The 23,893-nt window shown below is 62.0% G+C and carries 17 protein-coding genes and 1 pseudogene; 13 read left to right on the top strand and 5 right to left on the bottom strand.

Going from position 1 to position 23,893, the window contains the following annotated elements:
- Positions 1 to 134: 134 nt before the first annotated feature.
- Both QMK33_RS05110 and QMK33_RS05105 read left to right on the top strand, forming a co-directional pair.
- Entirely contained in the window at positions 135 to 671 is a 537-nt protein-coding gene (locus QMK33_RS05110; RefSeq protein WP_283563484.1) for a DUF7935 family protein, read from the top strand.
- Between the two features lie 21 nt (positions 672 to 692).
- On the top strand, positions 693 to 1,223 hold the full coding sequence (locus QMK33_RS05105; protein ID WP_283563483.1) for a 5' nucleotidase, NT5C type: 531 nt from the start codon (positions 693 to 695) through the stop codon (positions 1,221 to 1,223).
- Between the two features lie 90 nt (positions 1,224 to 1,313).
- Here QMK33_RS05105 and bshA read toward each other — a convergent pair whose 3' ends face one another.
- Positions 1,314 to 2,453 (bottom strand): N-acetyl-alpha-D-glucosaminyl L-malate synthase BshA, encoded by a 1,140-nt coding sequence (gene bshA, locus QMK33_RS05100; protein WP_283563482.1) that lies wholly within the window; start codon positions 2,451 to 2,453, stop codon positions 1,314 to 1,316.
- Positions 2,454 to 2,618: 165 nt separating this feature from the next.
- On the opposite strand from bshA, the gene QMK33_RS05095 reads away from it, so the two are divergent.
- The 5 genes from QMK33_RS05095 (at position 2,619) to QMK33_RS05075 (ending at position 10,100) form a co-directional block, all read left to right on the top strand.
- Positions 2,619 to 4,415: a DUF885 domain-containing protein gene (locus QMK33_RS05095; RefSeq protein WP_283563481.1), complete on the top strand. Its 1,797-nt coding sequence runs from the start codon at positions 2,619 to 2,621 to the stop codon at positions 4,413 to 4,415.
- Positions 4,416 to 4,555: 140 nt separating this feature from the next.
- Positions 4,556 to 6,037 carry a M28 family peptidase gene (locus QMK33_RS05090; RefSeq protein ID WP_283563480.1) on the top strand — a complete coding sequence of 494 codons (1,482 nt, stop codon included), beginning with the start codon at positions 4,556 to 4,558 and terminating at the stop codon, positions 6,035 to 6,037.
- A gap of 237 nt (positions 6,038 to 6,274) precedes the next feature.
- Positions 6,275 to 8,167, top strand: a complete 1,893-nt coding sequence (locus tag QMK33_RS05085) for a M1 family metallopeptidase (RefSeq protein ID WP_283563479.1) — start codon at positions 6,275 to 6,277, stop codon at positions 8,165 to 8,167.
- A 222-nt stretch (positions 8,168 to 8,389) separates the two neighbouring features.
- Positions 8,390 to 9,121 (top strand): hypothetical protein, encoded by a 732-nt coding sequence (locus QMK33_RS05080; protein ID WP_283563478.1) that lies wholly within the window; start codon positions 8,390 to 8,392, stop codon positions 9,119 to 9,121.
- 178 nt (positions 9,122 to 9,299) lie between these two features.
- Positions 9,300 to 10,100 carry a DUF2490 domain-containing protein gene (locus QMK33_RS05075; RefSeq protein WP_283563477.1) on the top strand — a complete coding sequence of 267 codons (801 nt, stop codon included), beginning with the start codon at positions 9,300 to 9,302 and terminating at the stop codon, positions 10,098 to 10,100.
- Positions 10,101 to 10,117: 17 nt separating this feature from the next.
- On the opposite strand, the gene QMK33_RS05070 is transcribed toward QMK33_RS05075, so the two are convergent.
- Positions 10,118 to 13,114 carry a serine hydrolase domain-containing protein gene (locus QMK33_RS05070; protein WP_283563476.1) on the bottom strand — a complete coding sequence of 999 codons (2,997 nt, stop codon included), beginning with the start codon at positions 13,112 to 13,114 and terminating at the stop codon, positions 10,118 to 10,120.
- Between the two features lie 271 nt (positions 13,115 to 13,385).
- On the opposite strand from QMK33_RS05070, the gene mutL reads away from it, so the two are divergent.
- From mutL to QMK33_RS05055, 3 genes are read left to right on the top strand one after another with little or no spacing between them, the layout of a single operon-like run.
- Positions 13,386 to 15,398 (top strand): DNA mismatch repair endonuclease MutL, encoded by a 2,013-nt coding sequence (gene mutL / locus QMK33_RS05065; RefSeq protein ID WP_283563475.1) that lies wholly within the window; start codon positions 13,386 to 13,388, stop codon positions 15,396 to 15,398.
- A 60-nt stretch (positions 15,399 to 15,458) separates the two neighbouring features.
- Positions 15,459 to 16,256 (top strand): rhomboid family intramembrane serine protease, encoded by a 798-nt coding sequence (locus tag QMK33_RS05060; RefSeq protein WP_283563474.1) that lies wholly within the window; start codon positions 15,459 to 15,461, stop codon positions 16,254 to 16,256.
- A gap of 14 nt (positions 16,257 to 16,270) precedes the next feature.
- Positions 16,271 to 17,167, top strand: coding sequence for a rhomboid family intramembrane serine protease (locus QMK33_RS05055; protein ID WP_283563473.1), 897 nt, complete (start codon positions 16,271 to 16,273; stop codon positions 17,165 to 17,167).
- A 124-nt stretch (positions 17,168 to 17,291) separates the two neighbouring features.
- On the opposite strand, the gene QMK33_RS05050 is transcribed toward QMK33_RS05055, so the two are convergent.
- Positions 17,292 to 17,660: a hypothetical protein gene (locus QMK33_RS05050; RefSeq protein ID WP_283563472.1), complete on the bottom strand. Its 369-nt coding sequence runs from the start codon at positions 17,658 to 17,660 to the stop codon at positions 17,292 to 17,294.
- Positions 17,661 to 17,700: 40 nt separating this feature from the next.
- Positions 17,701 to 18,279 carry an RNA polymerase sigma factor gene (locus QMK33_RS05045; protein ID WP_283563471.1) on the bottom strand — a complete coding sequence of 193 codons (579 nt, stop codon included), beginning with the start codon at positions 18,277 to 18,279 and terminating at the stop codon, positions 17,701 to 17,703.
- 430 nt (positions 18,280 to 18,709) lie between these two features.
- Here QMK33_RS05045 and nuoK point away from each other — a divergent pair, with 430 nt between their 5' ends.
- The 3 genes from nuoK to QMK33_RS05030 all read left to right on the top strand — a co-directional run bounded on the left by nuoK (position 18,710) and on the right by QMK33_RS05030 (position 23,592).
- Positions 18,710 to 19,048 carry an NADH-quinone oxidoreductase subunit NuoK gene (gene nuoK, locus QMK33_RS05040; RefSeq protein ID WP_283563470.1) on the top strand — a complete coding sequence of 113 codons (339 nt, stop codon included), beginning with the start codon at positions 18,710 to 18,712 and terminating at the stop codon, positions 19,046 to 19,048.
- 30 nt (positions 19,049 to 19,078) lie between these two features.
- Positions 19,079 to 21,040 carry an NADH-quinone oxidoreductase subunit L gene (gene nuoL / locus QMK33_RS05035; protein WP_283563469.1) on the top strand — a complete coding sequence of 654 codons (1,962 nt, stop codon included), beginning with the start codon at positions 19,079 to 19,081 and terminating at the stop codon, positions 21,038 to 21,040.
- 95 nt (positions 21,041 to 21,135) lie between these two features.
- A complete protein-coding gene (locus tag QMK33_RS05030; RefSeq protein WP_283563468.1) occupies positions 21,136 to 23,592 on the top strand; it encodes a S9 family peptidase in 2,457 nt (818 codons plus the stop codon).
- A 201-nt stretch (positions 23,593 to 23,793) separates the two neighbouring features.
- Here the strand turns inward: QMK33_RS05030 and QMK33_RS05025 are convergent.
- Positions 23,794 to 23,893 (bottom strand): annotated as a pseudogene (locus tag QMK33_RS05025) (IS5/IS1182 family transposase); the annotation flags it as partial.

Below are 23,893 nucleotides of genomic sequence, written 5' to 3'. Positions count from 1 at the left end.
GGCCCACGCTTGTAAACAGGGCAGAGCCGGCGGCGGTTCAGGTGGGTGGGCCAGCGGGGGGCGCCGCCGCCTTTTTCAGCCGCAAAATCCGTAGCCAACGTAGCTTCACGCCAAATAAAGCCAGCACGCAATTTATGGACACGACCACTTATCTCTTCGACCTGCTCAAAACTATTTTGCCCGCGCTCATTGTGGCGGGGGCCATCTTCTTCCTGTTTCGTCAGTATTTGGAGAAGGAGCAGCAGCGCCGCCTCATCGAGCTGCGCCTCGATAGCAGCAAAACCACGCTGCCGCTGCGCCTGCAGGCCTACGAGCGCGTAACACTGCTGCTGGAGCGCATCTCGCCCAACAATATTTTGGTGCGCCTGAGCAGCGCCGGCCAGAACGCGGCCGACTACCACCGCCTGTTGCAGCAGGAAATCCGCGGCGAGTTTGAGCACAATTATTCGCAGCAGCTCTACATTACGCCCGAGGCCTGGGGCCAGGTGAAGCAAGCTAAGGAAGACGTGCTCACGATGATAAACCGCGCCTTTCACGGCCTCAACAACCCCACGCAGCTGCGCGGCACCGAGCTGGCCAAGCGCATTCTGGAGGGTCTCATGACCGATGCCGCCGACCCCACCGCCCACGCCCTGACGGTGGTGAAGCGCGAGGCGGCGCAATTATTCTAGAGGCAGCTACCTGATTGAGTGATGATTAAGAAGCGCATAGCTGTGGACATGGATGAGGTCATGGCCGATTCCATTTCTCGGTTTCAGGAGTGGTACGGCCGCGATTTTCAGCTGGAGCTAACGCTGGACACGCTACGCGGTAAAAGCCCGCACGAGGCGGTAGCGCCCGAGCACCAGCCCGCCCTGCGCGCCTATCCCAATGCCGAGGGCTTCTTTCGCGACCTGCCCGTTATTGCTGATAGCCAGCGCGTTCTGCAAGCGTTGAGCGAGCGCTATGAGATTTTTGTGGCCACCGCGGCGATGGAATTTCCGAATTCCTTTCTGGATAAATATCGGTGGCTGGAGCAGCATTTCCCGTTCATCTCGTGGCGCAACTTCGTATTTTGCGGCGATAAGAGCATTCTGAACGCTGATTATCTTATTGACGACAACGCCTATAATTTCGATAATTTTCGCGGGGAGGGGCTATTATTTGATGCGCCGCATAATGCGCACGACACGCGTCATCGGCGGGTGCACAACTGGCAGGAGCTAGGTGATATCTTGCTGTAAGTGCGTGTAGGATAAGCTTTAGCTTGCCGGCGTTAGGGTACTTGTTATCCTAACGCTGGCAATTTTGCCCTGGCGCCGGCAAGCTAAAGCTTATCCTACGCGCTGTTGGGCCAGCTGCACGGCGTGCTCGTAGCACCGCTCGTAGAGCGGCACGATGTTGTCGACGGCAAACTCCTCGGCGCGGGCGTGGGCGGCGGCTTTGAAGCGGGGCAGGTTGGCATCATCGAGTACGTAGAGGGCGTTCTTAATCATGTCCTCCACGTCGCCGATGTTGCTGAGCATGCCGGTTACGTTGTGCACGTTGAGCTCGGGAATGCCGCCGGCGTTGGTGCTGACCACGGGCACCTCGCAGGCCATGGCTTCGAGGGCGGCGAGGCCAAAGCTCTCATTCTCAGAGGGCATCAGGAACAGGTCGCCCACGCTCAGAACTTCCTCCACGGCTTCGAGCTTGCCCAGGAAGCGGATGTCGCGGTGGCAATCGAGGTCGCGGGCCAGCTTCTCCATGCGCGAGCGGTCAGGGCCGTCGCCCACCAGCAGCAGCTTGGCCGGGATAACCTGGCGCACGCCGCAGAAAATGCGCAGCACGTCTTCGACCCGCTTTACCGAGCGAAAATTGCTGGTGTGGATGAGCAGCTTTTCGCCCTCGGGCGCAATGGCGGTTCGAAAATGGCTTTTCTCCTGCTTGCGAAAGCGGTGCAGGTCGATGAAGTTGGGGATAACCTCAATCTTGTGCTCGACCGGGAAATACTCGTAGGTTTCGCGGCGCAAATCGGCCGAAACGGCCGTTACGCCGTCGCTCTCATTGATGCTGAACGTGACTACCGGCTCGTAGCTGGCATCCTTGCCCACGAGGGTAATATCGGTGCCGTGCAGCGTGGTAACTACGGGCACCGTGATGCCCCGCGAGCGCAGAATCTGCTTGGCCAGGTAGGCCGCTGAGGCGTGCGGAATGGCGTAGTGAACATGCAGTACGTCAAGCTTTTCGTTCTGCACAATATCCACCATTTTGCTGGCCAGGGCCGACTCGTAGGGCGGAAACTGGAAGAGCGGATACGTGGGCACGTACACCTCGTGGTAGAAGACGTTCTCGTTGAAGAAATCGAGCCGCACCGGCTGGCTGTAGGTGATGAAGTGGACCTTGTGGCCGCGCTGGGCCAGGGCTTTGCCCAGCTCGGTGGCCACCACGCCGGAGCCGCCAAAAGTGGGATAACAGACGATGCCGATGTTCATGTAGAAAGGATAGTAGGCGAGGGGCTAACCAGAATGCGCGGCGGATGTTGGCCGCCACCCGGCTGCCCCGGCCCGCGCCTTTACGGGCACGAGCCCAAAAGCGCCGACAACGCCACCGGTAGCCGCCGCGTAGCTTTGGGCCACTGTGTTTTTAGCGATTTCCCAATGAAGCAATTTTTACTGGCGGGTTGCCTGGCGGCCGGCCTCGCCGCCCCCGCCGCGCCCGCGCTGGCCCAGCCCACGCGGGCCAACTCGCCCAAGGCCGTGGCCCTGTCGGCCCCGCTGGCCGCACTCTTCACCAATTATTGGGAGGAGCAGGCGCGCCTCTACCCGCTGCAAGCCACCAGCCAGGGCGACAACCGCAACAACGACCAGCTGCCTAATTCGGGCACGCGGGCGTTTCGGGAGCTGCAGCGCAGCCTCTATGCGCGCTACCAGGGTCAGCTGACGCGCATTGACCGCCGCCGGCTGGGGGCGGCCGACCAAACGAGCTACGACGTGTTTCAGTACGAGATGGCGACCCGGCTGGCGGGGCTGAAGCAGCCCACCTGGACGATGCCGTTCACGCAGTTTAGCGGCCTGCCCATCGAGCTGGCGCAGTTGGGCGCGGGCACCGGCGCGCAGCCATTTAAAACGCCGCAGGACTACGATAACTGGCTGGCCCGCGTGCGGCAGTTTCCGGCGTGGGGCGATACGGCCATCGCCGACTTCCGGCACGGCATGCGCACCGGCGTAGTATTGCCCAACGTGCTGGTGCAAAAGATGATACCGCAGCTCGAAGCGCTGGCTACCGAGCCTGCGCAGAGCGTATTCTACGGCCCCATTAAGCAGCTGCCGGCCGCGTTTTCGGCGGCCGATAAGCAGCGCCTCACGGCCGCGTATGCGCAGGCCATTGGCACGCAGCTGGTGCCCACGTACCGCAAGCTGGCCGCGTTTCTGCGCGACGAATATCTGCCCGCCGCCCGCACCAGCACCGGCATTGCCGACGTGCCCGGCGGGGCCGACATGTACGCCTACGCCGTGGGCTACTGGACCACCACCACCCGCACGCCCGACGAAATTTACCAGACCGGCCAGTCGGAAGTGGCCCGCATTAAGGCCGAAATGGAGCAGGTGCGCCAACAGATTGGCTACCAGGGCACCCTGCCCGAGCTGCTGGCTTCGCTGAGTACCGACCCGAAATTCCGGCCTTACAAAACGCCCGAGGACGTGCTCAACGGCTTCCGCGCCATTCAGGGGCGGGTGGCGCCGGGGCTGCCGCGCCTGTTTGGGCGCCTGCCCAAAACGGCCTTCGAGATTCGGCAGACGGAGGCCTTCCGGGCCGCTACGGCCAGCGCGCAGTACAACCGCGGCGCGGCCGACGGCTCGCGGCCGGGCATTTTCTACGTGCCCATTCTGGACGCTACCAAGTTTAAGACGCCGGGCATGGAGTCGCTGTTTTTGCACGAGGCCATTCCGGGCCACCACTTTCAGGTATCGTTGCAGCAGGAGAACACGGATTTGCCTAAATTCCAGCGCTTTGCGTTTTACTCGGCGTTCAGCGAAGGCTGGGCGCTTTACACCGAGAGCCTGGGCAAGGAGTTGGGCATGTACACCGACCCGTATCAATACCTGGGCGCGCTGAGCGCCGAGATGCACCGCGCCATCCGGCTGGTGGTGGACGTGGGCATGCACGCCAAGGGCCTCACCCGCGAGCAGGCCATTCAGTACATGCTTGCTAACGAGGCGACTACCGAGCAAGGGGCCACCGCCGAAATTGAGCGCTACATGGCCTGGCCCGGCCAGGCGCTGGCCTACAAAACGGGGCAGCTCAAAATCAGGGAGCTGCGCACGCGCTACGAAAAGCAATTAGGCAACAAATTCTCGCTCAAGGCTTTCCACGATGAGCTGCTGCTGGACGGGGCCATGCCCCTGGCCGTGCTGGAGCGGCGGATGGACGCCTGGGCCGCCCGCCAGAAATAACGCGAGGTTTCGCAAGGTTAAAAGAGGTTTCGCAAGAGGCTGCCTGTGAACTAACTGATTACCTGGGAATCTTGCGCCTATATTGTCCTCAAAAAATCGACCTTGCTGAACCTCCTTTAACCTTGCGAAACCTTGCGACTATGAAACACAAACTCCATCTCTTAGCGGCCCTCGCTCTGTCGCTGCCGCTGGTGGGCCAGGCCCAGAAAAAGGCTGCGCCCGCCGCCGCCAACGCCGAAAGCGCCATCCACGAGTCCGACATCAAGCGCGACTTGTTTGCGCTGGGCGGCGACCACTTTCGCGGCCGCGAAGCCGGCACCCTCGACGAGCTGAAAGCCTCGGTGTGGCTGGCCGACCAGATTCGGGCCACCGGCGCGCTGCCGGCCGGCGACGATGGGACTTACTACCAGTGGTTTAATATTCAGCGCACGCGCCTGGTCAAAAACAGCAGCCTAACCATTGGCAGCCACCAGCTTAAGCTGAATCACGACGCCCTGCTCTTTGCCCCGGTCAATGCCAGCGTGAACGCGCCCCTGGTGTGGGTGGGCAACGCCACGCCCGCCGAGCTGGCCAAAGTAGATGTGAAGGGCAAGGCCGTGGCCATGCAGTTTGGCGGCGACGTAACGCCCGGCCTCAGCTTCCGGCGCTACCAGATGACAACCATGCGCGACCGCTCGGCCGAACTGCTGAAGGCGGGCGCGGTGGCCGTGGTGATTGTGGGCGATGCCCGCGCCCAGGCCGTGTACGAGCACTGGGGCCACACCTACGAGCGCGGCCGCTATGACCTGCCCGGCGGCCCCAACGTGAAGGTGAACAGCGGCGCGCCCACCATCTGGCTGCCCGCCAGCGCCGCCAGCTGGGCCCAGCAGCCCGGCCAGCAGTTTGTGGCCGACCTGCGGCTGGAAAGCTTCGCCTACCCTTCGGTAAACATCGTGGCTAAAATACCCGGCACCGATGCCCAGCTGAAGGGCCAGAACGTGCTCTTCAGCACCCACCAGGACCACGACGGCGTGCGCGAGGCGGTGGCCGGCGACTCGATTTACAACGGGGCCGACGACAACGCCACCGGCTGCTCGGCGCTGCTGGCCATCATGCGCGCCTTCAAGCAGAAGCCGGGTCGGCGCTCGGCGCTGTTTGTGTTTCACGGGGCTGAGGAGCGCGGCCTGCTGGGCTCGCGCTACTACGCCAGCAACCCCACGGTGCCGGTGGCATCCATTGTGGCGGTGCTCAATGCCGAAATGATGGGCCGCAACTCGCCCGATAGCGCCGCGCTATTGGGCCGCCAACGCCCGCACCGCAACTCGACCGAGCTAGTAAACATGGCGCTGGCCGCCAACCTAGCCGGCCCCAAATTCAAGCTCGATACCCTCTGGGACCGCGCCGACCACCCCGAAGGCTGGTATTTCCGCTCTGACCACCTGCCGTATGCCCGCCTGGGCATCCCGTCGGTGATGTACACCTCGGTGCTGCACCCCGATTACCATACTCCGCGCGACGAGCCCAAGCGCATCGACTACCCCAAGCTCACCAACATGACGCGCTGGATGTACCTCACTGGCTGGGCCGTGGCCAACCGCCCCGCCCCGCCCGCCCGCGACAAAGATTTCAAGCTAGAGCGGTAAAGCAGTAGCGTAAGCTTTCGCTTGCGAGCGAGCGTAGCGAGTATCTGGCACTAGGTTCGTCCGGCCCCGCCTGCTCGCTGTGCTCACTCGCAAGCGAAAGCTTACGCTACTTACCTGCCTATTTTTGTGGGCCGGCTTGCAGCGGCAAGCCGGCTTTTCGCGTCTGTAGCCTGGCCGGACGGTTTTCGTCAAAAATTGCCTTCCGGCTTCACCAACGCTACATTTTAGTTTTTCTTTTTGAAAAATACCTCCACGTTTTCTCGTTGCCTGCTGCTGATTCTGCTGGCCCTCACGTATTCGGCCAGCCAGGCCCAGACTGCCCTGCCCATGCCCCGCAACCTGCGGGCGACCTACGACAAAGGCACCCGCTCGCCCACCGGCCAGCCCGGCCCCAAGTACTGGCAAAACACCGCCGACTATACCATCAAGGTCAACTTCGACCCCGCCACGCGGCGGCTGGCCGGCACGGTGCACATTAAGTACCAGAATAACAGCCCCGATTCGCTACGCCAACTCTGGTTCAAGCTCTACCCCAACCTCTACCAAAAGGGGGCGCCCCGCTCGGGCAAGTTTTCGGCTGAAGACCTGAGCGATGGCGTGAAGATTGAGCGACTAAGTATTAATGGTCAGGTTATTGACCCCAGCTCACTACTTATTGATAACACCAACATGGTAGTGCCGCTGCGTCGCGCCATCGGCGCGCACCAGGCGGCGCAGGTGGAGGTAGCGTACTCCTACGTACTCAACAAGGGCTCGCACCAGCGCACGGGCGAGGTAGCGCCGGGGGCCGCGTTTGTGGCGTATTTCTTTCCGCGCATTGCCGTGTACGACGACATAGATGGCTGGAACCGAATTGCTTACACTGGCGGCCCCGAGTTTTACAACGACTTCTGTCACTTTGAGGTCGACATCACGGTGCCGCGCAATTTCCTGGTATGGGCCACCGGCGAGCTGACTAATGCTGATAAAGTGCTCACCAAAAAGTACTTGGCCCGCCTGCGCACGGCCGAGAAAAAGGACGGTATTACCAGCATAATCGACAGCGCTGAGGCGCGCCTGCACGACGCCACCGCGCCCAACGCCTACAACACCTGGCACTTCGACGCCCGCGACGTAACCGACTTTGCCTTCGCCACCGCCGACCACTACGTGTGGGAATCGACTAGCCTGGTGGTGGACCGCGCCACCAAGCGCCGCACCCGCGTCGATGCCGTGTATAATGCTAAACATGATGATTTTGAGGAGGTTGCGCAGTTTGGGCGCAAAACGGTGGAGGCCATGAGCTACACCTTCCCCAAGTGGCCCTACCCGTACAGCCACGAAACGGTGTTCGACGGCCTCGACCAGATGGAGTACCCCATGATGGTGAACGACAACCCCACCCACACCCGCGAGGAGAGCATCACGCTCACCGACCACGAGATATTTCACACGATGTTCCCGTTCTACATGGGCATCAACGAGACGAAATACGCCTGGATGGACGAAGGCTGGGCCACCATCGGCGAGTGGATTATCTCGCCCCTCATCCAGCCCGGCCTGGTCGATGATTACGGCATGGTGCCCTACGCCCGCGCCGCCGACACCGAGGACGACCTGCCCATCGTGACGCTCACGACCCAGCAAACCGGCACGCCGTTCTTCCTCAACTCGTATCCCAAGCCCGGCCTGGGCTACCTCTACGTGAAGGATATGCTGGGTGATGAACTGTTTACCAAGGCCTTGCATACCTACATCGGGACTTGGCATGGCAAGCACCCCATGCCCTACGACTTCTTCTACTCGATGAACGCCGGGGCGGGCCAAAACCTGGATTGGTTCTGGCAGCGCTGGTTTTTTGAGGGCGGCTACCCCGACCTGGCCATCACGAGCGTGGCGCGCCCCGCCGATGGCCCCGCCGCCATCGTGGTCACGGCCAAAGGCAGCAAGCCCATGCCCGTAGACCTGACGGTGACGTTTGACAACGGCAGCGAGGAAAAAATCCACCGCACTATCGCCGTGTGGAAGGACGGTGCCAAGCGCATTACGGTGCCCGTAGCCGGCCGCCGCGCCATCCGGCAGGTAACGCTGGGTAGCACCTACACCCCCGACAGCTACCCGGCCGACAACGCGTGGACGGCTCCGCAGTAGCGTGAGCCTGGCGGTGCGCGGCCCCGCGCCAATAGGGCGGGCCACGGCGCCAACGAGACGCGAACTGTCGAGTTTAGGCTACTGCGCTACCAGCAAACGAAAAATAGGCTACATTTACCAACCCCTTCATTCACTGGCTGGTAGCATAGTTGTTTCTGCAACCCACGCGGCCAGCGCATTTTTCCTACTCCCATGCGCCTCGCCCCTCGCTTAGCCGGATTTATGTTTGCCACTGCCGCCAGCGGCTTGTTGCTGGGGTGCGTAGACAAGGGCCCCGACAAGGCGTCGGACCCCAAGGCGGTGGCCATTGCCGACCGGGTGCTGAAGGAGATGGGGGGCCGCGAGGGCTGGGATGCTACCCGCTACCTGGCCTGGGATTTCTTCGGAGGCCAGTACCAGATTTGGGACAAGAAAACCGGCGATTTTCACTGGGAAAAGGATACGCTGGTGGCGAATTATAACCTCAACTCCAAGCAGGGCCACGTGTACAGCCGCGGCAAGGACGTGTCGGCCACGCCCGCCGGTAAGGAAACGCTTGACAAGCTCACGCCCCTCTGGATTAACAATTCCTACTGGCTGGTGATGCCTTTCAAGCTGGAAGACCCCGGCGTGATGCTCAAGTACTTAGGCGAAGGCAAAACGATGGACGGCGCGCCCGCCGACCGCCTGCAACTGACGTTTACCAAAGTAGGCGTAACGCCCGATAACCGCTACCAAGTGCTGGTAAACCGCGCCACCGGCCTGGTAGATGAGTGGGCCTACTTCCCCAAAGCCGCCGACCCGGAGCCCGCCTTTCGCCGCCGCTGGAATGAGTACGTCCGCCACGGCCAAATCCTGCTGGCGTCCGGCCGCAGCGAAGCCGACAAGCCCTCCCGGTTCGACTACGTAACGGCCGCGCAAACCGTGCCCGAGGGCACTATGACGAGCACCACGCCAGTGGCGAAGCTTAAGTAACTACTTGTAAGAAAGATGTTTAGTAAGTAGTTAGGTTGCCAGGCGGGAATAGCCCACTAACCAGGCCGCTACCCTGCGGAGCGGAAGCAACTCGGTAGCAAGTGCAATTACCCACTGGCGAACAGGCTAGTCGGCGCTTCACCAAGCCTTTATGGGCGTAGCGCGAGCTTTGGGGCGCATGACGATAAAAACCTTTCTGGTAGCCGCGGCTGGCGCGGTACTTCCGCTGGCGGCCCAGGCCCAGATTGGGGCCGAGGCGCAGGGCGGCAAGCTCACCACCTGGGTGGCGCTGGGCCTGGATAGGGAGCTGAGCACCCGCTGGTCGTCGGTAACTGATATGGGGGTGGGCCGCCATTCTGACCCCACCGGCAGCCTGAACCCGGTGAAGCGCACGGGCCTGTTTGTGCTCACCCAGGATTTTGTGTACCGCCTGCGCCCGCACTGGCGGGTTTCCCTGTCGGGCGGCTACTGGCGGCGCGACGCCTACCAGGATGCGCCGCCCTACGAGGCCGAGCAGCCTAATAACTACCGCGACGAGCTGCGCCCCTACGCCCGCCTGCATTACGACCGGACGCTGGGCCGGGTGGCGCTCACCAACAGCCTGCGCACCGATTACCGCTTCTACTTCACCCCCGGCTTTGAGGAGCGCTGGCCCACGCCCTTCGAGTTTCGCTTGCGTGACATGGTAACGGCCCGCTTCCCGCTCGACCAGGCCGGCCACCGCTTTCTCATTCTGAGCGACGAAGTGCTGACGGCCACCGACGCCTACGGCCCGGCCGCCACCCGCGCCCCGGGTCAGTCCTGGAGCCCGTATAAACTCACTGAAAACCGGCTTTCAGTTTACTACCGCCGCACGCTGGACATTCCGCGCCACCACCTCGACTGCGACCTGGGCCTGATGTACCAATACTGGCGCGAAACCCAGAAAACGGCCTTCAACACTAGCTTCAACCTGATGCTGGACGTGATTGTGCGGTAGGGGCTGAGCGGTTTGGGCTACTGCCCGCCGGCTGAGCTACTTACCTGGCTGGTCCGGTGCTGGGCCATGGCCTTGTAAATCACCTCCTGAATGCGGGTGCGGATGTTGTACGTCCGCAACTTGATGTTGCCCGCGTCGGGGTACACGCGGTTGGAGAGGAAGACGTAGAGAATCTGGTTGTCGGGGTCGAGCCACACGCAGGTGCCCGTGAAGCCGGTGTGGCCGAAGGTGCTGGCGGGCGCGAGGCGGCTGGTGGGGCCCTCGGGTTTGCTGGGGTCGCCACGGTCCCAGCCCAGGCCGCGCTTGTTGCCCGCCACCTGGGGCCGCGAAAACTCACTCACTACCGAGTTCTGGAAGTACGTGTTGCCGCCGTAGCGGCCGTTTTGCAGGTTCATCTGCATGAGCACGGCCAGGTCGTTGGCAGTGGCAAAGAGGCCAGCGTGGCCGCCCACGCCGCCCACGAGCGCGGCCGTTTGGTCGTGCACGGTGCCTTGCAGCTGCTCGCGGCGGTAGTACGTATCTTTTTCGGTGGGCGCAATGCAACTCTTGGGGAAGCGCGTGAGCGGGTTATACGTCATGCTGCCCAGGCCCAGCGGCTTGTAAAACTCCTTGGGCAGAAACTCGGCTAGCGGTTGGCCTAATATCTTCTCGCTCAGGCGCTTCATGATAATAAAGCTGAGGTCGGAGTACTCCACCGGGTACTTGCCGCGTACTTTGGGCAGCAGCCCCGAGCGCATCGTCCAGGCCCACACTGAGTCGTCGGCGGCCTTGATGGAATACTCGCCGGGCGCTACTTCATTGGGGAAATCGTCGGAGCGCTGGCTCGAATAATAAGCGGGCTTGAGGTTGCCGCCGGCCACGGTGCGCTCCCAGGTGGGGATGCCGGGCTTGAGGCCCGCCTGGTGCAGCAGCACGTCGCGCACGGTCATGTCGCGCTTGTTGGTGCGCGCCATTTCGGGCAGGTAGGTGGCCACTTTTGCATCAAGGTTGAGGCGGCCCTGGTCCTTCAAAAACATCACGGCCTGCAAGGTGCCAGCTACTTTGGTCACTGAGGCCAGGTCATATAAAGTGCTATTCGTGATGGGCTGGCTCTGGTCGTAGGTGCCGTAGCCGTAGCTCTGGTCAAATACTACGGTGCCGTTTTTGGCGATGAGCACCTGGCAGCCAGGCGTAGCGGCCGTCACAATGCTTTCGAGGGCAATGTGGTCAATCTGGCTCATTATTTTCGAGTCGAGGCCCTCGCGCTCGGGGGCGGCGTAGCGCAGGCGGCGTAGATCGGGCAGGGCCAGGCCGGTGCCCACCTTCATAGTTTCCGATACCGTCACGGGCAATTTGCCCTTGGCCGGCAGCGCGCCAAACAATATTTGCGGCACCACAATTTGCGCGGCATAGTGGTCCTCGTAGCCACACACCAGCGTGCGGGCGCCCTCTAAGTATTTGAGGCTGTAGGCATTACCCATGGCCACCACCACCGTTTTGCGGCGCTTGTCAGCTTGCAGGTTCTTGATGAATTTCAGCGCCCCATCGCCCAGTCCATAGCTGTGGCCGGGGGTGTTGTTCATCTGGTGCAGGCTCACTACCACCACGTTAGCGTCGCCGAGGCGCGCCTGAATGCGGGCAAACGTGGAGTCGGGTGCGTAGCGGTCGGGCACGGCATACACCGGGCCGGGCTGGTACTTGTTGAAAATAGTAGCGTAGGGCCCTTCTGGCTGGGTGCCGATAGTGATGGCCGCAATACGCAGCGTGTCAAGGCGTTGGAAGGGGAGGAGCTTATCTTCGTTCTTCACCACCGTTACGGCGTGCTCAAAAATGGTTTGCGACAACACCCGCGACGCCGGCTGGTTGAGGCTGTCGCGCAGGGTGAGGGCGTTGGCGGGCTGGTAGTGGTTGAGGCCAGCCCAGTACTTGGCGCGCAGTATTTTTTTCACCCGCGCATCGAGGTCGGCTTGTTGCAGCTTGCCCGCGGTCACGGCCTCTTTAATGCGGTTGAGGGCGGCCGGCACGTCTTCCGAAAACAGCAGCACGTCGTTGCCAGCAGCCAGTGCCATGGCGTCCAACTCGCCGTCTTTGTAGAGCTTGCTCACGCTGCGCATATTCAGCGCATCGGTGAATATCAGGCCCTTAAAGCCCATCCGCTCTTGCAGCAGGCCCGTTACCAGGGCCTTCGAGAGGGTCGTGGTTTTGGCGTTGGTGGTGTCGAAGAGCGGCATGTAGAGGTGGGCCACCATCACGCCCAGCGCCCCGGCCTCAAACGCCTTTTGGAAAGGCACCAAATCTACTTTTTCGAGCCGCGCCAAGTCGGTATTAATAACTGGCAGGGCCACGTGCGAGTCGGTATCGGTGTCGCCGTGGCCAGGGAAGTGCTTGGCTACGGCAATCACGTGTTGGTCCTGCAACCCCCGCACGTACTGTACGCCCAGCGCCGCCACGCGGTCCTGGTTTTCGCCAAACGAGCGGTTGCCAATCACCGGGTTGCCGGGGTTGGAGTTGACATCCACAACGGGCGCGAAGTTGATGTGTACGCCCAGCGCCCGCAGCTTGCGGGCCAGGTCGCGGCCCATCTGGTACACCAGCCGGTCGTCGTCCATAGCGCCCATCGTCATCTCCTTGGCGAAGTGCGAGGTCGAGTCGAGGCGCATGTCGAGGCCCCACTCGGCGTCGGTGGCGATGAGCAGCGGCACCTTGGCGGCGGCCTGCAACCGATTGGTCATCAGCACCTGGCGCTTGGGGCCGCCCTGCAAAAACATCACGCCCCCGATTCCTTGGTTGCGCACCAGCCGCTCGATGCGGTCGGCGTGGGCCTTCTCGCGGTTGGAGTAGGCCGCCACCATGAAGAACTGGCCCAGGCGCTGGTCGGGGGTGAGGGCGGTAAAAACGCTATCGACCCACCGCTGCTCGGCGGGGCCATTGGGCAGCGGGTCGGGCAGGGGTGGGCGGGGCACCGAAAAGCCCAGCAGCAACCCGGCAACTCCCAGCAGCAACCCCAGAAACAAAAACCGGAAATCGACGCGCATCAGCCCAGGGCGGGAAGTTTTAAGAGGTAGAAAAGGCGGTTCCGCCGGCCTACTTTTGCCGGTGAACACTGCCGGAACCCCCGGCTGCCCTTGGCGGTTCCTAGAGAACCTAACCTTGCTTGGCAGCCGAAAATAAGCCGGGCAGCTAGCCCAAATTGGCCGCAAAGGTAGGCACCAAGCCAGTAGGCCCGGCCGCAAAACGCCGGTGCTACTGACTAATTGCCCACCCAAGGCCAAAAACCGGTGCCGCCCCCGGCTCACCCCCGCCCCTATGCCCGACATCATCCAACTTCTGCCCGAGTACCTCGCCAACCAGATTGCGGCGGGTGAGGTGGTGCAGCGCCCGGCCTCGGTGGTGAAAGAGCTGCTCGAAAACGCCGTGGACGCCGGGGCCACCAGCGTGCAACTCATTGTGAAAGAAGCTGGTAAGCAGCTGGTGCAGGTAGTAGACGACGGCCTCGGCATGTCGCCCACCGACGCCCGCATGAGCCTGGAGCGCCACGCTACCAGTAAAATACGCTCGACGGAGGACCTGTTTCGCATTCGCACGCTGGGCTTCCGGGGCGAGGCGCTGGCCAGCATCGCGGCCGTGGCGCAGGTCGAAATCCGCACCAAGCAGCGCGGCCAGGAAACCGGCTCGCTGCTGCTCGTGGAGGGCTCGCAGGTGACGAGCCAGGCCCCCACGGCCTGCCCCGACGGCACGAGCATCGCCGTCAAAAACCTGTTTTTCAACGTGCCCGCCCGGCGCAACTTCTTGAAAAGCAACGCGGTAGAAATGCGCCACATCTTGGATGAGTTTCAGCACGTGGCGCTGGCCAATCCGCAGATTGCCTTCTCCTTGTACCAGAATGACCTGGAGGTATTTGGCCTGCCCGCCGGCAAGCTGAGTCAGCGCATTGTGTCGCTACTAGGCAATAACTATAAGGAGCAGTTGGCTGGCTGCGAAGAGGTTACGCCTTTCATTACGGTGAAGGGCTACATCGGTAAGCCTGAGTCAGCGAAGAAGAGCCGGGGCGACCAGTTTTTCTTCGTCAACAACCGCTTTATCCGCTCGGCCTACCTCAACCACGCCGTGCTGGCGGCTTACGAGGGCCTGCTGACGCGCGACACGCACCCGTTCTACGTGCTGTTTCTGGAGCTCGATCCAAAGGCCATCGACATCAACGTGCACCCCACCAAGACGGAGATAAAATTTGAGGACGAGAAAACAGTGTACGCCGTGGTGCGGGCGGCCGTGCGGCAGGCGCTGGGCCTGCACAGCCTCACGCCGTCGCTCGATTTTGAGGGCGACGTGAACTTTGCGCCCATCCGACCGCTGCGCACCTCGGCGGGCAAAAACTCGTTTGGCGAAAGCGCCTCGCTGCCCGCGCCCACCCGCGCCGTGCACTTCAATCCCGATGCGCTGGCCGACTCCGTATCGGCCGCCGCGCGGGGCCGCAAGCCCACCGACGACCGCCAGGCCCCGCCGCGCCCCACCGAGCAGGCCAAGCGCGACCTCGAAGCCTTTTACCGCGAGCTGGGCCAGCCCGTGCGCCCGCCCGGCGAGGAGGCCGCGCCCACCGCGCCCGCCTTCGTGGTAGAGCCGCCTACCGCGCCCTTGCCCGAACTGCCCTTCACCCACCCCGCGCCGCCCGAGGGCCCGCGCCCCGCAGCCGCCCCCGCTGGGCCGAGCGCCGTCAGTGCGGGGCGGCCCCCCAACCAGGGCACGCCCCGCGCCACGCAGGTGCTGAACCGCTACGTGCTGCTGCCCGTGAAGTCGGGGCTGATGCTGATTGACCAGGAGGCGGCCCGCGAACGCATTCTGTATGAGCAGTATGCGGCGGGGCAGGAGCGGGGCGGCGGTGGGCACTCGCAGGCGCTGCTGTTTCCGCGGCCGCTCACGTTTTCGCCCGCCGACTACGCCGTGCTGGGCGAGCTTACGCCCACGCTGCACCTGCTGGGCTTCCGCTTTGCCGAGTTTGGGCCGCTCACCATTGCCATTGAGGCCGTGCCCGCCGACCTGCCCGCCCAGGGCGAGCAGGAGCTGCTCGAAGGCCTCATTGAGCAGTTTCGGAGCGGGGCCGCCCCGCTGCGCCTCGACCGGCGCGAGGCGCTGACCCGCGCCCTGGCCCGGCGCGTGGCCCAGGCCACCAGCTTGCCCCGCCTGCCCGATGTAGAACTCAACGCCTTGGTAGACAAGCTCTTCGGCTGCCAGGTGCCCAACTATACCCCCGACGGCCGCCCCACTGTAGTGCTGCTCGATGGCGAGCAGCTGGCCGCCTATTTCCGCAAAACCGGCGCGTAGCCGGCCCGGTGCGAACTTTGCTCGCCCGCTCACTCGCCGGCCGATGCCCGGCGCTCCTCTATGTTCAACCTCACGCCCACCGTTCGCAACCTGATGCTCGCCAATTTATTGGTGTTTTTAGCGCAGCAGAATATTCGCCTCGACCCCTCCATTACGCAGTTGGGCAGCGTGTTTCCGTTTGGGTCGCCCAACCTGCACTTCTGGCAGTTTTTCACCTATATGTTCCTGCACGGCAGCTGGGGGCACTTGTTCTCCAACATGTTTGGCCTGCTTATTTTTGGGCCGCTGCTGGAGCAGAATTGGGGCGGAAAACGCTTGCTGGCCTTCTGGCTGATGTGCGGCGTGGGCGCAGGACTGCTCTACGATGGCGTGCGCACCTATGAAATACACAAGATTGAAGTAGCTTACCGCGAAGTAATTAGCGCCCCCACAGCCGGCGACTACAACCAGTTTATGGAGCTCAGCGGCTTCAAGCAGTCCGCCGACGATGCCGCCGCCGCCGCCTTCGAGCGCAACCCTAATGATGCGCAGCTAAAGGAAGCTATCGTGCAGCATATCAAGGAGGTATACGCGGCCATTCACGACTCGCCCTACGGGATGCTGGGGGCCTCAGGCGCGCTCTTTGGCATCATGTTCGCCTTCGCCTACCTGTTTCCCAATACGGAGATATACCTGCTCTTTATTCCGTTTCCCATCAAGGCCAAGTATCTGGTATTCTTTTACGCCCTTTACGAGTTGTATAGTGGCGTGCACCAGGTGCCCGGCGACAACGTGGCTCACTACGCCCACATCAGCGGGATGCTGGTGGCCTTCATCATTCTTAAATTCTGGGAAAACGGGCGCGCCCGTTTCTATTAAAATCGACGTTTCTTATGAGTGTAACCCAGGATATCCGCGCCGCTTTTTCGCGCCGCGATAACGCGCTTATTCAGCTTATTCTGCTCAATGCGCTGGTGTGGGCCGTGCTCATTGTGTTTCAGGCCGTGCTGTTTCTGGCGCAGTCGCGCGGCATTTACACAGTGGTGATGCGCTACCTAGCCCTGTCGTCGGACGGCTGGGTGCTGCTGCGCCACCCCTGGACGCTGCTCACCTATGCCTTTGTGCATGAGGGCTTCCTGCATATTTTGTTTAATATGCTGAACCTCTACTGGTTCGGGCAGATTATTCGGGAGTACCTCGGCGACCGGCGGCTGGTGAGCATCTACGTGCTGGGCGCGCTGGCCGGGGCCGTGCTGTTTTTGCTGGCCTATAATTTTCTGCCCGCCTTGCAGCCCATGGTGGGTCAGCCGGTGCTGGGCGCGTCGGCCTCGGTTACGGCCATTATCGTGGCCGCCGCCACGCTGCTGCCCGATTACACGTTCATGCTTTTCATCCTGGGCCCCGTGAAAATCAAGTGGATAGCCCTGGTGGTGGTACTGATTTCCATTGCGGGCATCAACGGCGGCAACGCGGGCGGCGAAATTACTCACCTGGGTGGCGCGCTGCTGGGCTTCATCTTCATCAAGCAGCTAAACGGTGACCGCGATATGGGCAAGCCCGTGGTAGCCACCGGCGCGTGGTTGAGCCGGCTGTTCCAGCGCCGTACCGCCATGCAGGTAACGCACCGCGGCTCGGCCAGCGCCGCCCGCCCGGCGGCCGCGGGCAAAGCAGCTCCCAGCGCCACCCACCCCGAGGAAGTGGACCTTATTCTGGATAAAATCTCGCGCTCCGGCTACGAAAGCCTGTCGAAAGACGAGAAGCAGAAGTTGTTTCGGGCCAGCCAGCAGTAAAGTATATTATTGATTAAGAGGCAATTAAAAAAAGGCAGTGGTCATTGCGAGCGCAACGTAATGGAGCGCGGCAATGACCACTGCCTTTTTTTAATTGCCTTTTAATCTGCAAACTAGCGAAGCACTATACCGCCGACTCCACCGGAGCCTCGGCCGCCGGACGGCCCCACGAGCCGGCGCAACGGTTGCGCATTTGCTGCCGGAATTTCTCGCGCTCGGCGGGTGAGAAGGCTTCGAGGCGCTCCTGCGTCTGGCGCTTCCAAGCGGCCCAGCGGCTGCGGCCACCCTGGCCGCCGCGCCCAAACCCACCCGTGAGGATGCGGCTGAGCACCACCAGGCCTAGCGTCTGCCAGAAATTGAGGGCCGGCAGGTGGAAAATCATCGGCATCAGCCAGTTCCAGAGGCTCATGGTTGCGAACACGGCCACTACCACAAACAGGGCCGCGAAGAAAACGAATTTGGCGGCTTTTTTCAGCCAAAAAGAGCGGTTCATATTGCTAGAATTGAAATAGTAAAAGGGAAGGGTACGGGCGCTACTCGGTAAACAACTCGTCGTAGAGCTTACGCAAGCGCTTGCGTAAGTGCTTCACCGCGTAGTGCTTGCGGGAGATGAGCGTTTTGAGCGGCACCCCGGTTTCGGCCACCATCTCGTTGAACGACCGGTCTTCCAGCTCGTGCCACACGAATACCTGGCGCTGCTCGGCGGGTAGCTCGGCCAGCGCATCGGTGAGGGCGTCCATGATGGTTTCGCGCAGCAGCCGGTTCTCGGGCGAGTCGTCGGGCGCGGGCAGCACGTCTTGCAGCAGGCGGGCCGGCTCGTCGCCGTCGGTGCCGCCCCCCAGCGGCGCATCCAGCGACACCGTGCGCTGGGCCGGCACCCGCCGGTAGCGGTCAATGATGCGGTTGCGGGCCACCCGAAACAGCCAGGCGGCCGCCTGCTCCACGGGCTTGAGCAGGCGGTAGCTTTCCACCAGCTCGGCAAACACATCCTGTAAAATGTCCTCGGCCTCGTCGGGGTCGGGCACCCGCCGCTCAATAAACCGCAGCAGGCGGCCGCGCTGCTCGCGCACCGCCGTCTGTATTTGCTGGTCTTGGCCGGCGGCAGTTGTCATGAGCGCAGAAAGGGGGAGGGCAAGTGCTTCCATCGTACCTAAGCAGACGCACTACCACAGTGAAATACTTTAACCGCAAATTCAACCGGACCGCAGATTCAAACGGATTTCGCAGATACGTCGCTGCGCTCCTTTTCTACGCAATAGTACGCAGTTTGGGAAATGGATTTGGTGGCTATTGAGTGGGAATGGGGTGCTCATCCAACGCTGCTTGCCAGGCACCTTATCCCCATCAAATAACTCGCTCCAACGCGATGAGATGCTTCCTTCATCAGCATGACGGCTCCCCCTCAAATCCATTCCCCCACCCAGCGTAGAAGAGGAGCGCAGCGACGTATCTGCGAAATCCGTTAAATCCGTTTGAATCTGCGGTGTAACTTTGCCCGCTACGTTGGCTGCGGCCGGCGCGCTTTCCCGCAGTTTTCTTGCCATGACCAACGCTTCCATCGTTCCCGCCGTCATTCACGAGGTGCCGCTTCAGTACTACGTGTTTTTCGCCACCTCGCTCTTCTGCATCGGCGTCACGGGGGTGCTTATCCGGCGCAACGCCATCATTATTTTCATGTGCATCGAGCTGATGCTCAACGCCGTGAACATCTTGCTGACGGCCTTCGCCGCCTACCGCGCCGACCCCAATGGGCAGGTGTTCGTGTTCTTTATCATGGCCGTAGCCGCCGCCGAAGTTTCCGTAGGCCTGGGCATTATCGTCATGATTTACCGCAACTTCCAGAATACCGACGTCAACCTGCTCAGCCGGTTGAAGGGGTAATGACAGCCGCGTAGGCGCCTAGTTAATCTTATGCAAGAAACTGTTCTCCCCGGTGCCACGGCACCTTTCTCCACGCTGCTCTACGTCCTCATTCCGGGGCTACCCTTTTTGGGTTTTCTGCTCAATGGCCTGCTAAACAAGCGGTTGTCGGGCACGGTGGCTGGGGCCATTGGCACGCTGGCCGTGCTGGGCTCGTTTGGCCTGTCGCTGTTTCTGTTCCTGAATTTTCAGTATCAATACACGGTTAATCTATTCGATTGGATATCAGTAGGTTCGCTACAAATACCCTTCAGCTACCAGATTGACCAGCTGAGCCTGCTCATGCTGCTGCTGATTACGGGCGTGGGCACGCTCATCCATATCTACAGCATCGGCTACATGCACCACGACGAGAACGTGGGGAAGTTCTTCAGCTTCCTCAATCTCTTCGTATTCAGCATGTTGATTCTGGTGCTGGGGGCCAATTTCGTTATCCTCTTCATCGGCTGGGAAGGCGTGGGCCTGTGCTCGTACCTGCTCATCGGCTTCTGGAACAAGAACACCAGCTACAACAACGCCGCCAAAAAAGCCTTCATCATCAACCGCATCGGTGACCTGGGCTTCCTGCTCGGTATCTTCCTCATCTACCTGACTTTCAATTCGGTACAGTATGGCGAGGTGTTTCAGAAGGCTAGCCTGGGCCAGTTTGGCACCCACGGCGTCGAAATCTGCACCGTTATCACGCTGCTGCTTTTTGTAGGCGCGATGGGTAAGTCGGCGCAGCTGCCGCTCTACACCTGGCTGCCCGATGCCATGGCCGGCCCCACGCCGGTATCGGCGCTCATCCACGCCGCTACCATGGTAACGGCTGGTATTTACCTGGTGCTACGTTCCAACGTGCTGTTCACGCTGGCCCCGCAAACGCTGGAAGTTGTGGGCATTATCGGCCTGGCCACGGCGCTGTTTGCGGCCACCATCGGCCTGGCGCAAAACGATATCAAGAAAGTGCTGGCTTACTCCACCGTGTCGCAGCTGGGCTACATGTTCCTGGCGCTGGGCGTGATGGGCTACACGTCGTCGTTCTTCCACGTGCTCACGCACGCTTTCTTCAAGGCCCTGCTGTTCCTGGGCGCCGGCTCGGTTATTCACGCCATGAGCAACGAGCAGGACATGCGCCGCATGGGCGGCCTGCGCAAAGCCTTGCCCATCACGTTCTTAACGATGCTGATTGGCTGCCTGGCCATTTCGGGCATTCCGCCGTTCGCGGGCTTCTTCTCGAAAGATGAAATCCTGAGCCACGTGTACGAGCACAACAAAGTGATGTGGGCCATCGGCGTTTTTACCTCGCTCCTGACGGCGTTCTACATGTTCCGCCTGCTGTTTCTCACGTTCTTCGGCGAGTTTCGGGGCACGGAGGAGCAGCGCCACCACTTGCATGAGTCGCCGGCCAGCATGACGCTGCCGCTGATTGTGCTGGCCGTTCTGTCGACCGTGGGTGGCTTTATGGGCGCGCCCATGTTTGTGGGCAAGCACTACCTGGCCGATTATCTGGCCCCGATTTTCACCTACTCCAAGCAGATTCTGCCCGCCGCATTTTTGGGTGAATTGGATAATAACGTTAATCCAAACACAGAGCTCATGCTGATGGGCATTTCGGTGCTAGCGGCCGTGATTGGCATCGTGGCGGCCTACGTGATGTACGTAGCCCGCGCCCAGCGCCCCGCCGAGGACGACGCCCAGCGCTCGGCCCCCGAAAACCTGGTGTACCACAAGTATTACGTGGATGAGCTGTACAACAGCCTCTTCGTGAAGCCGGTAATGGCCTTGTCCATTGGCCTTTACAAGTTTGTGGAAAACGGCATCATCGACCCCATTGTCAATGGGGTGGGCCGCGCCACGCTGGCCGGCGGCCAGCTACTGCGCAACGTGCAAACCGGCTCGGTCGAAACCTACCTGATTTTGATGGTGCTCGGCATCGTCTTGATTCTAGGGCTGAATTTTGGCCGATTTTAACCGATAATTAACTGGCTGGGCGTAACATTGAACGTCCTGCGGAGCTGCTTCGGCTGGTTCCGCAGGGCGTTCTTTCGTTTCAACCCCGCCCGTTTATGAAACAAATTTTCCCCGTGCTGCTTCTGCTGGCAGCCCCCGCCATGGCCCAGGAAACGCAGTATCAACAGCCCCCGGCGGCTATCCGCGACTTGCTGCTGGCCGCGCCCACGCCCCGCGTGAGCGTGGCCGGCGATGGCAGCGTGCTGGCCATTCTGGCGGTGCAGGATTTTCCGACCGTTGCCGAGCTTTCGCAGCCCGAGCTGCGCCTGGCTGGCCTGCGCCTCAACCCGCGCACCAATGGCCCCAGCCGCGTGAGCTACGCGGTGGGCATGCAGTTCAAGCGCCTGCCCAGCGGGGCCGAAACGCCCGTGCAGGGCCTGCCCGCCCAGGCGCGCATCAGCAGCCCCAGCTGGTCGCCCGACAACCAGCACCTGGCCTTCACGCTCACTACGCTGGGGGCCGATGGCGCGCCCGGCCGCATCGAGCTTTGGGTGGCCGCCGTAGCTACCAACACCGCCCGCCGCCTGCTGGCCACGCCCCTCAACGACGTGTTTGGCAACTCCTTCGAGTGGGTTTCGGATAGCCAGACGCTGCTGGCGCGCACCGTGCCGGCCGGCCGCGGCGCCGCCCCGGCCGCCGATGCCACGCCCACCGGCCCCGCAGTGCAGGAAACGGGCAGCGGCAAAAAATCGGGGGCCCGCACCTACCAGGACTTGCTGAAAAACCCCGCCGATGAGCGGCTTTTCGAGTACTACGCCACCTCGCAGCTGGTGAAAGTGAAGCTGGCCGATGGCAGCGCCCAGCCGCTGGGCCAGCCGGGCGTGCTGCGCACCGCCTCGCCCTCGCCCGATGGCCGCTTCGTGCTGGTGCGCGCCGTGCACCGGCCCTATTCGTACACGCTGCCAGTGAGCGGCTTTGCGCAACGCGTTGACGTACTGTATTTAACCTCGGGCAGCCTGGCCAAAACGATTGCCGACCTGCCGCTGGCCGATAATGTGCCCACCAACTTCGACGCCGTGCCCACCGGCCCACGCGACCACGGCTGGCGCACCGATGCCCCGGCCACCGTGTACTACGCCGAGGCCCAGGACGGGGGCGACCCTAAGACCAAGGCCGCCGTGCGCGACAAGGTGTTTCTCTTGGCCGCGCCCTTCGCTGGCCCGGCGCAGGAGCTGGCCGCGCTGCCGCTGCGCTACGCGGGCATGACCTGGGGCACCGACCACCTGGCGCTGGTAGATGGCTACCGCTGGGCCGACCGCCACGAAACCACCTGGCGGCTCGACCCCGCCGCGCCCGGCCAGCCGCTGGCCGTGCTTTTCGACGGCTCGTCGCAGGATACTTACCACAACCCCGGCACGCCCGCCACGCGCCGCAATGCGCAGGGCCGCGCCGTGCTGCGGCTGGGCCAGGGCGGGCAGGCCATCTACCTGTCGGGCCAGGGCGCTTCGCCCGAGGGCGACCGGCCGTTTGTGGATGAGCTGAACCTGACCACCCAAAAAACGACCCGCCTGTGGCGCTCCGAAGCGCCGTACTACGAGGTGCCGGCCGCCATTTTTGAAGGCAAAAAAGGCAAGCTGGAGCTGCTGACCCGCCGCGAAACGGCCGCCCAAACGCCCAACTACTACCTGCGCGAACTGGGCAAAAAGGGCCAGCCGCTGGCCCTCACGCACTTCGCCAACCCCTACGCTAAGTTTGGCGGCAGCTTCCGCAAGCAGGTGTTGCACTACAAGCGCGCTGATGGCGTGGCCCTTACGGCTAACCTTTACCTGCCGCCCAACTACCAGAAAACCGACGGCCCGCTGCCCACGCTGATGGAGGCGTACCCCGTTGAGTTTAAGGACAAAGCCAATGCCGGGCAGGTGAGTGGCTCGCCCCATACGTTTACGCGGGTGAGCTGGGCCTCGCCCGTGTACTGGGTTACGCAGGGCTACGCGGTGCTCGAAAACGCCACCGTGCCCATTGTGGGCGAGGGCAGCGCCGAGCCCAATGACACCTACACCGAGCAGCTGGTAAGCAGTGCCAAGGCCGCCATCGACGAGGGTGCCCGCCTGGGCGTGGTCGATGCTAACCGCGTGGCCGTGATGGGCCACAGCTACGGCGCCTTTATGACGGCTAACCTGCTGGCGCACTCCAACTTATTCAAAGCCGGTATTGCTCGTAGCGGGGCGTATAACCGTACGCTCACGCCCTACGGCTTCCAGGGGGAGGAGCGCACCTACTGGCAGGCCAAGGGCGTGTACGACGCCATGTCGCCCTTCAACTTTGCCGATAAAATCAAGACGCCCATTCTGCTCATTCACGGCGAGGCCGACAACAATTCGGGCACGTTTCCCATCCAGAGCGAGCGGTTTTACGCGGCGCTCAAGGGCCAGGGTGCTACCGTGCGCTACGTGGTGCTGCCCGCCGAGGCGCACAGCTACGCCGCCCGCGAAAACCTGCTCCACATGCTCTGGGAGATGGATTCGTGGCTGAATAAGTACGTGAAAGCGCCCGCGCCCGCCGTGGCCAACTGAGCGCAGCACGCCACCCGATGAAAGAAACCGCGTTACCTGGCCTTGCTTTGGCAAGCGCTTGGTAGCGCGGTTTCTTTTGTGGTTATAAAGAATTGATTACTAAATAGTTAAGCTTGGGTACCGTCGGCCTGCTCATAACTCCCTGCTGTTTCGGCCGTTAGGTAAATGGTATTAAGTGCCTATCCGAATAGGGAAACAGCGTCACCCAAAAAGACAATTGTACCACGTAATTCGGGCGCAGGCAAAATGGAGCATGGCCAGGTAGTTTTCCGGCTTTTTGGCCCAGCGGATGAGCAGGTGG

Origin of the sequence: Hymenobacter sp. H14-R3 (genome assembly GCF_030063445.1) — a bacterium.
Taxonomy (GTDB): domain Bacteria; phylum Bacteroidota; class Bacteroidia; order Cytophagales; family Hymenobacteraceae; genus Hymenobacter.
The sequence above is the reverse complement of the archived record's forward strand: the minus strand, read 5'-3'. Positions and strand labels throughout refer to the sequence as shown.